This window comes from Streptomyces sp. NPDC055955, from assembly GCF_042270245.1.
Lineage (GTDB): Bacteria > Actinomycetota > Actinomycetes > Streptomycetales > Streptomycetaceae > Streptomyces.
Genome location: NZ_JBHJYS010000027.1, coordinates 101,758 through 114,290, shown reverse-complemented (window position 1 = coordinate 114,290; position 12,533 = coordinate 101,758). Strand labels below are relative to the sequence as shown.

Below are 12,533 nucleotides of genomic sequence, written 5' to 3'. Positions count from 1 at the left end.
GAGCCAAATCGATTTGGCCAAATCGATTTGGCCGCTAGTATGGGAGCCCGCGGATCCACCGTCAAGACCGGGCACACAGGGCCTGGCGGCCGGACGGACAGCCAGGCCACTGAACCCGAACGCCGCCCCGGCCGACGCCTTCCGCGGCCGGGGCGGACAGCCGGGCGCCGCTGACGTCCAGCGTCGTCACCTCGCCCCAATCGGGCGGCAGTTCGTGGCGGGTCCGCTCGGGGCGGGCCCCCAGATCTGGTCCGGCCGACCGGAGCACACAGGACCTCGGTCTCCGGATACGCGCGGGGCACCCCGCCGGCATGTGGCCGACCGGGTGCCCCGCGCGTCCCGCTCCTGTCTGATTCCCTCGGCTGGGGTCAGGCGGCAACGCCCTCCCTGTCCGTCGTCCAGGTACCCAGGGCGATCTCGGCGGTGATGCCGGGACCGAACCCGGCCATCAGGCCTTGGTGGCCCTCGAGTGCCGACTGCTCGTCAAACATGCGGCCGAGGGCGTCGAGGACGACTGCGCTGGCGATGTTCCCGTACTCGGTGAGCGTGGCCCGGCTGAAGCGGAACGCCTCGGGCGGTATGTCGAGGCAGCGGCTCAGGTCGTCAAGGATGCGCGGCCCGCCGGCGTGGACGATGTAGAAGTCCAGTTTGCCTACGTTCCATTGGTGCTCTTCCGCCAGCGCCCGCAGCGCCGGACTGAGGGGCTCCATCGTTTTCGGTACCCGCTTGTCGAGCTGGAAGTGGAATCCGGTGGAGCGGACCGCGTAGGAGATCCAGTCCTCGGTGTGGGGTATCAGATAGGAACCATTGCGCTCCAGGCGCATTCCGGTGCCGCCGCTTCCCCGGACGACCACGGCGGCGATGCCGTCACCGAACAAACCGTTGGACAGCAGCGATCCCACACCGATGTCTCCTGGCTGGTAGCACAGTGAGCAGAACTCGCAGGCCACGATCAGGACATTGGCGTCGGGGTACGCCGCGCAGAAGTCGTGCGCCCGGTTCACGGCGGCTCCTCCTGCAGCGCAACCGAGTTGGGCGATGGGCAGCTGTCGTGTCTGCGGATTGAAGCCCATGGTGTTGATGAGCCACGCGGTCAGCGAGGGCATCATGAAGCCCGTGCAGGACACGTAGATGATCAAGTCGATGTCCGGGGGCTCCAGTTGGGCCTGGTCCAGTGCGCGCTGAACCACCTTCGGGACGCGGGCCTTGGACTCCGCCTCGTAGACGGCGCTGCGGGCATCCAGTCCCGGGTGCTTCAGGACGACATCGATGGGCTGGATCAGATGCCGCTTCTGTACCCCGGTGTTCTCGATCAGGCTCAGTGCCAGGTCGAGTTGTGGATGGTCGTGGTGCAGCCTCTGCGCGAGTTCGAGGGTTTCCTCATTGGTGATGACGTGCTCGGGTATCGCGATTGCGGGCTTGCACAGCACTGCCATGGGAGTGACTCCTTGCAGTTGGTGGCCCCGGGCGCGGCCGGGGCCCGGTCCTGAAGGTTCAGCCGCTTGGACGGGAGCCCCTGCTGCCTTGGGTGCTCCGAGACGGCGCGCATGTGGACTGCCTGAGGGGAATACGGTCGATGCGACCGTCGCCCTGTGCGTCCCGTCCGGGCGGCAATGCCTGCGGGAGACGCCGCCCCTGGCAATGGCCAGTGCACTTCAACGTACGCCAGATGGATCACCGCCGCACGTCGGACCGCCACTCCCCGCAGTCGGCGTGAGCAGGGGCAAGGCGCCGTCCTCGTCGGCTGTCGAGGGGCGCATGGGGACGCAGCCGACAGGTGCCTCTCAGGCTCGCGATCGCGCCGGGCGGGGCGCGCGGTGTGACGCGCGCGAGGTGGTCCCGCCCAGCCCTGCGGTCATGTGCCGGCCTGTCACCAGGTGACAGGCAACGCGAGGGGATAGCGCCAGATCGATGTCGCGTTCCACTGCAGTTCCTCGGCGGGCTTGGCCAGCGCCAGGCGAGGAAAACGCGCAAGGAGCGTGCCGAGGGCGATTTCGATTTCCGCGGCGGCCAGCGGTGCGCCCAGGCAGTGATGGGCGCCCCAGCCGAAGGTCATGTGCGGCGGGCCGGACCGCTCCAGGTCCACCTCGTCGGGTCGGTCGAACTTGCGCGCGTCCCGGTTCGCGGTCAGGTAGGAGACGTGCACGATGTCGCCCGCCTGAATGGTCACCCCGCTCAGGGACACGTCTTCCATCGCCACCCGGGGGATACCGACCCCCTTGCGGAAGGGGATGAAGCGCAGCAACTCGTTGATGGCCCCGGGCAGCAGCTCGGGGCGCTCGCGCACGGTCGCGAGCAGATCGGGCCGGGTGAGCAACAGGTAGGTCAGGTTGCCGATCTCGTACGTCGTCGTATCCTGCCCTGTGATCAGCAGGACCATGGCCATGACGGCCAACTCCTCGTCGTTGAGGATCTCGTCGCCGTCTCGGGCCGTCGCCAGTACGCTGATCAGGTCGTCGCCGGGATTCTTGCGACGCTGCGCGGTCAGTGTCGCGAAGTAGGCGCGCAACTCGGCCTTCGCCCGTACCGCGGCGTCCCGGTTGCCGGCCCCGACATCCATCATCGTCCGGGCGTGGGCGCGCAACTGTGCGTGGTCCGCCTCGGGGATCTCCAGAACCTCACAGATCGTGATCAGAGGCAGTGGTCCGGCAAGGTGCTCCATGATGTCGGCGGGGGTACCGTGCCCCGTCATCTGGTCGAGCAGTTCGTCGACGACATTCTGCGTGCGCTGCCTCATGCGTTCGATGTGAGCCGGGGCGAAGCCCTTCGACACGAGGCTGCGCAGGCGGCTGCCGGCCGGGGGGTCCATCAGATTGATCGCCTCGGACTGGACGATCGGCTCGGGTGTCATGCGCGGGAAGTCACGGCCGGCGACAGCATGACGGCTGAACCGCCTGTCCGTGGTCACCGTCCGCACATCGTCGTAGCCGGTGACGAGCCACGCCGTGCCCTCGCCGAAGGGCAGCCGGATCCGGGAGACAGGTCCCTCGTTCATGAGGTGTCTGAGTGTCGGATCGAACTCGAGGGCCTCGGCAAAGTCGAAGGGACATTCACGCGCGTCGGAGCCGGGGGTCATGCGGATCTCCAGGTGAGTGGCGTCTACTGCTGCTTTGGACCCGACAGCCGTTCCCCGCTCGCCGCCCGGACATACGCGATTCGCCCGCATGCACCCCACAGTTCATCCGTGCCGCTGAGGGCAGATCGCCGCGATGCGGCGAGGTACAGGTGCACGTGCTGCGACCAGGGTGTCGGCGTCACACGAAGAGGGGTGCGGCCTTGTCGGCGCGGACGCGCGCGCAGTGTGTGTACTCCAGCCGGTTTCCGGCTGGAGTCCTCGGGCCCGGTGACTGCTACTCCTCCCTGCCCGCACCCGGGCGCAGTCGCCCCACGACCGGGCCCGCCGCGTATGTCGCCGCCAGCGCCACGACGATGACGACGGGGACCGCTCGGTCGGTGCCGACCAGAAGGTTCAGGTTGGTCAGCATCAGGACGAGGATGCCGAGGAGGCCCGCCAGGCTGAGGGCGGGGGCGAGGACGGTTCGGGTGAGGGAGTCGGTCGGGAGGCCGTGGCGGCGGAAGAAGACGATGACGGAGAGACAGGTGACGAAGAGGAGGACGACGTAGCCGACGGAGGCCAGACCGGCGGTCCAGGTGTAGACCTCGTCGATGGGGTCCAGGCCGATGAGGACGGACAGGGCCAGAAGGACGGGTCATCAGGGCCGAAGCGACCACCGAACCGCGATGCGGGGAGCCGTGGTTCGAGTGGACGGCGGCCAGGCGGGTCGGGAGGAGGTCGCGTGAGGAGAGTGAGTGGAGGTAGCGCGCGACGACGTTGTGGAAGATCAGGCCCGCGGCGAAGATGCTGGTGACGAAGAGGACCGCGACCAGGTCGTGGCCCACTCGGCCCAGGTACGCGCGGCTCAGGTCGGGCAGCAGGGCCTCGGGGAACGCCGCGGCGACCGCAGCGATCCGGCGGTCCCCCACCGCGCTGACCAGGGCCCAGCTGGTGACCGCGTAGAACAGGCCCACAGCACCGATGGTCAGGAAGGTCGCCCGGGGAACGGTGACCTCGGGGTCCTTGGCCTCGTCCCGGAATACGGCGGTGGCCTCGACGCCGATGAAGCTGAGCACCGCGAAGACCAGGGCCACGCCCGGCGCGCCGGACAGGACGGTGGCGGGGTGGGCGAAGCCGGTGGACAGGCCCTCCGAGCCGCCGCCGCGCGCGGTGATCACGCCGTCCATGACGAGAACGACGAGGACTTCGCCCACCAGGAGGACACCGAGCACCTTCACGGAGAGTTCGATGTTGCGGTAGCCGAGGAGGGAGATCACCACCGGCGCGGCCGCCGCCCAGAGCCACCAGGCGAGGTGGGGGCCGCCGAAGGAGGTGGAGAGACTGTCGACGGCGGTGCCGAGGAGGGCGTAGATCCCCACGTAGAGCGCGACGTAGGTGAGCAGCGCCGCGTTAGCCGATGCCGGCTCGGCGGCCGAGGCCTGTGTGCACGTAGGAGTAGAACGCGCCGGCGGACCGGACGCGCGGGGTCATCGCGGTGAAGGCCGCCGCGAAGAGGAGCAGTACGGCTGCCGTGACCAGATAGACGCTCGGCAGCCCGGCGCCGTCACCGGCGGCGAAAGCCAGCGCCATCGGGCCGCCGACCACGGTCAGCGGTGCGGCGCCGGCCACCACCATGAAGGCGATACTGGGCACGCCGAGCCGGCCCTGCAGTCGCGGCTGTCCCGAGGCGGCGGAGGCGTCGAACGGGGTGGTGGTCGTGGTCGTCTTCATCGGGTCTCCCCTGGTCTGGCCGGCGTTGCGCGCGCGATGCTTTCGGTGCCGGTGGTCACAGCGTCTCCACGGCGGTCGTCAGGGCGCTGCGCAGCGCCTGCTCGATCTCGTCGAAGTGTTGCCGGTCGCAGATCGGTGGCGGGGCCAGCTGGATCACCGGCCCGGTCCACTCATGAATGGTCCAACCCCGGCCCGGTCGACGCCGAGGTCGTCTGGGTGATCTCTCCCCCGCTGCCACGTCAGGAACTGTTTCCGGCGCGGAAGAAGCGCGGCAAGACCACCGGTTGACCGACGCGCGTCGGCCGTCGGTGACCCCACGAGTCGCATCGTCGGCCGGACAGACCCTGTCCAGAGCACACCACTCCCGCAAGCACCGCTCACAAGGGTGGAGAGGGGCGCCGGACCCACGGTCCGGCGCCCCGCACCAGTCGGTTCGTGACCCGTGCACCGTGCCTGCCCGGGGCCTCCTGCCGCACTCATCGCCCCGGGCGGCCGGTCACACGCCGGGGCGGTACCTCCGCTCGACGTGCCCCTTGAGGTCCTCGGGATAGAAGTAGACGGGCCGCAAGGCGCCCTGCGCATAGCGTTCGGCCTGGTCGCCGAAGTGCGGCGAGTCGGGGTGTCCGCTCACTCCGCCCGCCGTCACCGCCCAGGCGCGCAGTCGCGGCCCGAACTCGACGACCGCCACGAAACTGTTGCCACTGGTGCCGTAGTAACGCTTGGTTCCCGGGTAGGCCATCGCGCCGAACGAGGCGAGCGAGCCCCATCGCGAGGAGGTGAAGGGCACCGGGATGCTGGGCTTGTCGTCGCTGAACTCCTGAACGATCGCGCCGTCGTTGCGCTGGTAGCGATTGATGTCACCCCACGGCACCTGCCAGCCGCCGAAGTCCCGCTGCAGCCGCTGTACCGCCGTCTCGAGTGCGCCGAGCTTCTGCGCGTCCGTGGCCCGGTCGGCGATGTAGTCCCATACCGACATTCCGGCGTCCGCCGCCGCCAGGGTTGTGAGCGCCCACATGTCCTCGCCCCAGAACACCGCTACTGATGTCGCGGTCGAGTCCGCGGACCACTGGAAGTCCCAGTCGCGCAGCAAGCCGATCGGGTCGGCCAGCTTCTTCTTCTGCCCGCTTCCCTCCGGCAGTCGGTCCCACGCCGCCACGAGCCCCGGCAGCAACCGCGCGAAGGCGGTGAGATACGGGTCGAACGCGGCTTCGATCAGCGTCTGCGGGGTGAAGTCGTCGCGCGCGGTCAGCACCCGGATGGCGTGCGGCCCGCGCGGGTTCTCACCGAACCGGTCGAAGTAGCGCGGATAGTCGGCCTTGTGGGGGCTGTCCGCGCCGGCGGCCGTCCAGGGCCAGTTGTTGGTGTTGAACGCCCAGCCGTTCTTCGGGTTCACGGCCTGCGGCATGCTGTCCAGGCTGTGCAGGCCATGCCAGTCGGTCGCCGGGTCACTGCCGTCTACGGCCTTGAGATAGTCGAAACGGTCGTCCCGCACCGGCATGAACTGCGGCATCAGGAAGGCGATCTCGCCCTTCGAGTCCGCGAAGAGCGTGTTGTTCGAGCTGTTCGCCTTGAGGCCCGCGACTTTGAGATAGCCGGCGTAGTCCCGCGTCGTCGTGCGCAGGAAACTCTGCTGGAGCGCCTCGACGGGCTTGTTCATCAGCGCACACGCGATCCACTTGCCGTCCGCCTCGCGCACGATCGGGCCGTGGTGCGTCGCGTACGTCGTGAAGGTGCGCTGCTTCTGCCCACCGTCGTCGGTACGGAAGGAGAGCGTGACCTTCTTCGTCGAGACGGGGCGCAGCGCGTCGCCGTAACGGTAGGACCGGGATCCGTCGGCCCCGGTCACGACCGTCTCGGCGAACTCGTCGATGTTGTCGACGCCACTCGTCGTGTGCATCCAGCCCGTGTCCGCGTTGAAGCCCTGGTAGATGAAGAACTGCCCCCAGGTGGCCGCACCGTAGGCGTTCAGTCCCTCGCGGCTCGTCACATGCTGTTCCGCGCGGAAGAAGAAGCTGGTGTGCGGGTTGATCAGCAGCAGTGCGTGGCCGTCCCGCGTGTGGCGGGGTGCGATCGCGAAGCCGTTGGACCCCGTGGGTTCGCGCTGCACGAGGCCGCGCTCCTCGTCGGTCATCGGTACGTCGCGCTTGTCGTAGAACGCTTCGAGCTGGGTGAGCAGCACCGATTCGATGTCGCCGCCGATGCTGCCTTCGGAGAAGCTGAGCGGCATCCACGGCTCGAACCGGTCCAGCACCCGAGGGCGCACCTCGGGGTGCGTGGCGAGGTAGTGGTTGAGTCCGTCCGCCCAGGCCCGCATCAACGCGCGCAGCCACGCCGGGCACTTCGCGTAGTCCTTCTTCAGCTGCTCCGGGTCGAGGAACAACCGCTGGCGCAGGTCCTGCCATATCGCGCCTTCGCCCTCCGCCTCGGCGAGACGGCCGAGGGCGACGAGGTAGTTCTGCTCGATCCGGTTGAAGTCGTCCTCCGCCTGGGCGTACATCATCCCGAACACCGCGTCGGCATCGGTCTCGCCCACGATGTGCGGAACACCCCAGTCGTCCCGCGTGATCGTGACCCGTTCGGCATGTCGGTGCCGGCGGGCCTCGTCGGGAAGTGCCTGTGCCGGCAGCCCGAACGCGGCGCCGGTCTGCAGCCCCGCCGCGGCAACGGCCAGCCCGGCCGCGCCACCCAGAACGCGGCGCCGGCTCACCCCGGAATTCTGCGCATGGCTCATGAGTTGCTCCACTCTCCTTCGAGGATCAGGGGATCGTTCGGCTTCAACCGGTGTGGTGAGCGGTGGTCCGCGCGCCGGCCCCTCGGTGCTCTATCCGCCCGGTACGGCGCTCCCGTCGCCCTTCGCCCGTGCGACCCCAAGGGGATGCCACCCTCGGCCATCACCCTGATCGTCACCCCCACCGCGCAGCCGGCACCACGACCGAGGTGACCACCCGGACGGCACAGGCACGTTCCGGTGATCACCTACGCGGACAGTCCTATCCAGGAAGCAGCGCCCTGACAAGGCTTCATCCCGCTGTAATCGGAAGTCCTTCGTCCGGTAGGGAGAGGCCGTCCCAGCTGCTGCGCGGCTACCGACCCGTCTCCCTTGTGACGGGCTGTCACCAGGAAAGGATCGACATCAAGGCTCAGGCAGTTCTGGGCAGTTCCAGGCAGTTCCAGGCAGTTCCAGGCAGTTCCAGGAAGATACTCGGGCAGTTCCTCGAGCAGCTCCAAAGAGAACCGCATGGTGTCCTGTACCGGCGGAGGAGCGCACCGGCAGGTCGTACAGGCCCTTGGACAAGCGATCAGATCGAAGCGTCGTCGGCCGGCGAATGCACGGCTGCCGCACGGAGGACCATGAGCGAGTCTTCCAAGCTCGCCACCATGGCAAAGGGGAACCGGTCGAGCTCAAGACAGAGTGCGACGTCATCAGGGTGGACTCCTTGACGCACACCTTCCGCAAGCTCGGCGGCTGCGCGCGACTCGCCGGCGCGGCGGAGGAACTCAGTTGCATCCGTCCCCACCTCGGTGGCTCTCCGAGCGATGTACTGAGCACACGCCAGGTCTTCATCGGCCTGCCCGTCCTCGCCGGTGACCACGAACGTGACACTGTCGCTCTTGTTCGCCCGCAAGAGCCGAGCAGTCGCCTCCGCCACCACGAAGCTGGCACACAGCACCAGCGACGCCTCCTTGACCGCCAGTGCGCCGACCGTCCCCGCCGTGGTCTTCTGCACGACGGTCCGTCCGCCGAGGTCGACAGACCTCATCAGGCCCGGAGAGTTGACAGTGTCGAACCCGGGCGCGGGAGGACCGTCCTTGAGCGCCACCCAATCCGGGTGGCGGCCTTTGAGCGCGAGGGCTTCGTCCAGCGACTCCGCAAGAACGATCCTTTCCGCTCCTCGGCCGAAGGCCCAGGCAGCCACAGTGAAAGCACGCATGACGTCGACCACGACCGCCACGGACGGGGCTTCGACCAGATCAGTGATGCCAAGGAAGCGAGCGTTCATCCGGTCATGATCGCGTACGCCGGATCCGAAGAACCCGGGCAGTGATACGCATCACGTCCGCCCGACGGGGGAACGCCCCGGGCACACTTCGCCAACTCACCGGTGGCAGACATGAATTCAGGTGCGCGTGCGTGCCTGACGCCCAAACGCACAAGCGGGTTGCCACTCCCCCGTCCCCTGGCCAGCACGGTCATCACCGGCCGCCCGACCTTCAGCGGCAACGATCCCCGAAACCGGCACCGCCTCCTGCCCCCTCGCCAACAGCCGGGCTCGGGCCGGTTCTCCGACGGGACCCGCTGACTTTTGCCGTCCCACGCCGGGCGGTGGCATCACGCATCACCTATGCCCCGGCGCGGGCCACAAGCATGGGCTGGAAGAACCCTGTCTCCTCCGGCATCCGCCACCCGACGTCGACGAACCCGGCCTCAGCCGCGAGGCCGGCCAGCCGGTCCCGGCTCAGTGCCCAGTAGGTCGTCCGGCGGACCCTGACGCGCCAGTCCCCGTCTGCCCCAAGCAGTTGGAAGTGCTCCAGGTCGTAGTGCTCGCCGTCGTCATGCCAGTGCCAGAGCTGGAAGGTGACGGCTCGTGGTCCATCGTCAAGGCAGTCGCCGCTCCGGTGCACTTGCGGAGACGTCGAAGCCGGCCGGTCACGCAGCAGGTCGTCATAGGGGCGTGTGCTCACCAGCAGCAGGCCGCGGGGGCGCAGCACACGGCGCATCTCGGCCAGGGCGGCGTGCGCATCTTGTTCGGTCAGCAGGTGAGGCAGAGAGTTGTCGGCGCACACGACGGCGTCGAACTGACCATCAGGAAACGGGAGTCTTCGCATATCGGCGGCGGCCGTGGAAAGGCTCAGGTTCCGGCGGGCGGCCTCACGGGCAGCGCGGGCGGCGGCCCGGGGGCTGAGATCGGTTCCGGTGACGCGGTGACCTCGCAGTGCCAGGCCGATGGCCTGCGTTCCGATCCCGCAGGAGCAGTCGAGCACCGTCGCACGTTCCTGGCCGATCTGGGCGTCCAGAGCATCTCCCTGCCGGCGGATGCTCGCGTCCCAGTCCGGGTAGATCCGGTGGTAGTCGTCAGTCAACTCGTCATAGAAGTGCCGCACCGATGTCTCGGACATGGCCCGAGACTAGCGCGCCCTCCCCCGCAGGAAACCTGGTCGCACTATGACCGACGCAGACCCACCGACCACAGTGCCGTAATTTTCCATGTACGGCTACGCGTGCACCGATCACCAGTTGACGTGGAAACACATAGGCGAACGCTGCTGCTGCCGAACGTGAACCATGCGGAGACGATCAACGCGCTCGCCAGCCGGGCGGACGAGGCGAAGAGGGGCAGTCTCGGCGTCCTCGAGCTGCTCCCTCCGAAGCATTCGCCGTCCGTGACGACCGCCGCTTCTGCCAGGGCTCGCGGCTGTCGCGCAGATCGAGCAGCATCACGTCATGCAGGTCCGCGCTCTCCCCCCACAGCCGCGTCTCGCCGATCTTGCGGTACCCCCATGCCTCGTAGGCGGCCGATGCCTCCTTGCTGCCCGGGTGCACGTTCAACAGCACCCGCTCGGCTCCGGTGCCGTCGAGCAGCAGCTCGTGCAGACGACGCGCGATGCCTTGTCCACGCCACGGTCTGCGCACGGCGAGTTCCATGAGCCCGAAAGTACGGTGCCCGTCCTCGCGCCGCATGTCCTCGGGCACGGGCTCGGTCAGTTCGTCCCACCAGCCCGTGTCGCGGGCGAGCGAGAACCCGTACGCCATACCGACCGGCTCACCGTCCTCACAACGGGCCAAGGCGGCGCGGAAGGTGCGGTTGCGAGCCTGGACGGGGAAGCGGCGGAAGGCGGCGGCGACGTCGTCCTCGGTCTCGTCATAGGGCGGCTCGGCGAACGCCTCGGCGTAGATCAGCCTGAACGCGTCCACAGCCTGCGCTGCGGCCGAGCCGCTCATGCGCTCCAGTGCGACGATCCCCTGCTGCGCCATGTAGTGCCCCCTCGGACGATCACGCAATCACTCTCACAGAATCCCGGACAGCGGCACCCACGCGCCAGCCCCGACCGACCTCCGCAGGTGGCAGGACGCAGGACGCAGGACGCAGGACGCAGGACGCAGGACGCAGGACGCAGGACGCAGGATAAGAATCCTCCGCGCCGGTGCCCCGTGAGGAGGCAGAGTAGGAGCATGCCTACGTACGAGCCGATGTCGTTCCACCTTGAGACCGAGCGGCTGCTACTGCGGCCATGGGCCGAGTCGGACGCCGCCGAGCTCCGCGCCCTCCACTCCGAACGCGGCAACGGGACGCCCACGGCCGAGTACACCCGGGCGCTCATCGAGCAGCAGCTCACCGGAGCGGCGACAACAGGGATCGCCCTGCTGCCCGTCCAGCGCCGTGACGAGGGCGACTTCATCGGCTACTGCGGGTTGATCGTCGGCCGCTCGACCGTGGAGGAGCCCGAGATCGCGTATGAGTTGTTCCAGCGCGCGCATGGGCGTGGCTATGCCACCGAGGCGGCCGGTGCGGTGCTCGACGCCGCCACAGCCACCGGCCGGAAACGGCTCTGGTCGACCGTCCGCGCATGGAACACACCGTCGTTGCGTGTCCTTGAGAAGCTCGGGTTCGAGCGGGAGCACGTTTCCACGGACGACAGCGGTGAAGTGGTTTGGCTCACCCGCTCGTTGCCGTGACGCGGGGCCGTCGCGCCCCTGGACTCGATGCTTACGTGGTCGAGTGCGATTGGGCAGAGTCCGCGGCGGTCCGGCCGACTTGAAGAATCTCGTCCGACCGGCGACCGGGCGGTGGTGATCAGAGCATTCGCCCGACGGCCGACGACTGTTCCGGTCGGGTTCGTCAGACGATGACAGGGACCGTCTCGGCGCGGTCGGTGGACCAGTTGGTGACGATGGGCTTGTCGACGTCGGCGGTGTCGGGGAGCTTGAGTTCGGCGGGGTTGGGGTCGTCGTCGCTGGTGGCGACGATGACGTTCTCGAACTCCTTACCGGCATCGCCCTTGGTGGTCTTGGGGCTGATACCGGTGTACGCGACGGCGGAGCCGGTGAGCTTGATGGGGTCTTCGCCACCCTGTCCGACGGGGGAGGCCACGCCGTCGGCGCCGGAGCCGAAGGAGACGCTGGGTGTGTTGACATCCAGGTAGCAGGTGATGCCCGACTTGGCCTTGGCGGTGACGAGGTAGTAGCCGCCGGCCTGGGACTCCGAAGTGACCGTGAAGTCCAGGTCGTTGGTGCCGCAGGACTGACCGTAGCCACTCTTCCCACCGTCGCCGGAGCCGCTCTTGCTGTCGTCGCTGGAGTCGGTCTTGTCGGCGGAGCCACCGGAACCGGAGTCACCGGCGGACGCACCGCTGGTGGAAGGGCTGTCGCTGGAGGAGTTGTCGCTCCCGCCGCCGGCGGCGGAGGCTGCGGCGGATGGGGTCGCGGAGCTGGCGGCGTCCGTGGTGTCGCCGTTGTCGCAGGCGGTGGCGGTGGCGGCGAGGGCCGTCACGGCCGCGGCGGCCAGGACGAGACGGGTGGAACGGGCGGCGAGACGCGAACGCATCATGATCCCCAGTGGCTGTCGGTGCGGTGTTTCTGCTGACACCGATGACACTAGGTTCGAGTCGATCCCGAAATGATCCTGTGAATGTCCGGGTTCTGTCTCAGCAACTTCGGTTCCAGAAAAGGGCGTTGAGTTGCACCAACCCCAGCTCAAGGAGCATGTCCGGAACCAAGCGTCAGAAACGCGCCACCGCAGGATCGGAC

Annotated in this window: 9 protein-coding genes and 2 pseudogenes; 1 reads left to right on the top strand and 10 read right to left on the bottom strand. The window is 68.3% G+C overall.

All coding sequences use genetic code 11. The features are described 5' to 3' along the window. Nucleotides 1-368 precede the first annotated feature (368 nt). The 9 genes and pseudogenes from ACFC96_RS38960 to ACFC96_RS38920 all read right to left on the bottom strand — a co-directional run. The gene (locus ACFC96_RS38960; protein WP_376267678.1) at nt 369-1,436 is read right to left on the bottom strand and encodes a type III polyketide synthase; all 1,068 of its coding nucleotides are present in this window, start codon (nt 1,434-1,436) and stop codon (nt 369-371) included. Nucleotides 1,437-1,870: 434 nt separating this feature from the next. Next, complete coding sequence (locus ACFC96_RS38955; protein ID WP_340458298.1) at nt 1,871-3,076, bottom strand: cytochrome P450; 1,206 nt, start codon at nt 3,074-3,076, stop codon at nt 1,871-1,873. Between the two features lie 274 nt (nt 3,077-3,350). Continuing rightward, entirely contained in the window at nt 3,351-3,485 is a 135-nt protein-coding gene (locus ACFC96_RS38950; RefSeq protein WP_376617075.1) for a hypothetical protein, read from the bottom strand. A 244-nt stretch (nt 3,486-3,729) separates the two neighbouring features. Continuing rightward, nucleotides 3,730-4,434, bottom strand: a pseudogene (locus ACFC96_RS38945) (APC family permease); the annotation flags it as partial. Between the two features lie 31 nt (nt 4,435-4,465). Next, nucleotides 4,466-4,786 carry a hypothetical protein gene (locus ACFC96_RS38940; protein WP_376617005.1) on the bottom strand — a complete coding sequence of 107 codons (321 nt, stop codon included), beginning with the start codon at nt 4,784-4,786 and terminating at the stop codon, nt 4,466-4,468. A gap of 496 nt (nt 4,787-5,282) precedes the next feature. Further along, complete coding sequence (locus ACFC96_RS38935) at nt 5,283-7,517, bottom strand: penicillin acylase family protein (RefSeq protein WP_376617003.1); 2,235 nt, start codon at nt 7,515-7,517, stop codon at nt 5,283-5,285. A gap of 568 nt (nt 7,518-8,085) precedes the next feature. After that, nucleotides 8,086-8,787, bottom strand: coding sequence for a 2-phosphosulfolactate phosphatase (locus tag ACFC96_RS38930; protein WP_376617001.1), 702 nt, complete (start codon nt 8,785-8,787; stop codon nt 8,086-8,088). A gap of 340 nt (nt 8,788-9,127) precedes the next feature. Then, complete coding sequence (locus ACFC96_RS38925; protein WP_376616999.1) at nt 9,128-9,904, bottom strand: class I SAM-dependent methyltransferase; 777 nt, start codon at nt 9,902-9,904, stop codon at nt 9,128-9,130. A gap of 301 nt (nt 9,905-10,205) precedes the next feature. Further along, nucleotides 10,206-10,760: pseudogene (locus ACFC96_RS38920) on the bottom strand (GNAT family N-acetyltransferase); the annotation flags it as partial. Nucleotides 10,761-10,958: 198 nt separating this feature from the next. Here ACFC96_RS38920 and ACFC96_RS38915 point away from each other — a divergent pair. Continuing rightward, nucleotides 10,959-11,462 (top strand): GNAT family N-acetyltransferase, encoded by a 504-nt coding sequence (locus ACFC96_RS38915; RefSeq protein ID WP_376616997.1) that lies wholly within the window; start codon nt 10,959-10,961, stop codon nt 11,460-11,462. Between the two features lie 163 nt (nt 11,463-11,625). On the opposite strand, the gene ACFC96_RS38910 is transcribed toward ACFC96_RS38915, so the two are convergent. After that, entirely contained in the window at nt 11,626-12,330 is a 705-nt protein-coding gene (locus tag ACFC96_RS38910; protein WP_376617069.1) for a DUF4232 domain-containing protein, read from the bottom strand. Nucleotides 12,331-12,533 lie beyond the last annotated feature (203 nt).

Coding starts and splice junctions, on each gene's coding strand:
- ACFC96_RS38930 (WP_376617001.1), bottom strand. CDS start 8,787: ATGAACGCTCGCTTCCTTGGCATCACTGATCTGGTCGAAGCCCCGTCC.
- ACFC96_RS38960 (WP_376267678.1), bottom strand. CDS start 1,436: ATGGCAGTGCTGTGCAAGCCCGCAATCGCGATACCCGAGCACGTCATC.
- ACFC96_RS38910 (WP_376617069.1), bottom strand. CDS start 12,330: ATGCGTTCGCGTCTCGCCGCCCGTTCCACCCGTCTCGTCCTGGCCGCC.
- ACFC96_RS38925 (WP_376616999.1), bottom strand. CDS start 9,904: ATGTCCGAGACATCGGTGCGGCACTTCTATGACGAGTTGACTGACGAC.
- ACFC96_RS38955 (WP_340458298.1), bottom strand. CDS start 3,076: ATGACCCCCGGCTCCGACGCGCGTGAATGTCCCTTCGACTTTGCCGAG.
- ACFC96_RS38950 (WP_376617075.1), bottom strand. CDS start 3,485: ATGCTGACCAACCTGAACCTTCTGGTCGGCACCGACCGAGCGGTCCCC.
- ACFC96_RS38940 (WP_376617005.1), bottom strand. CDS start 4,786: ATGAAGACGACCACGACCACCACCCCGTTCGACGCCTCCGCCGCCTCG.
- ACFC96_RS38935 (WP_376617003.1), bottom strand. CDS start 7,517: ATGAGCCATGCGCAGAATTCCGGGGTGAGCCGGCGCCGCGTTCTGGGT.
- ACFC96_RS38915 (WP_376616997.1), top strand. CDS start 10,959: ATGCCTACGTACGAGCCGATGTCGTTCCACCTTGAGACCGAGCGGCTG.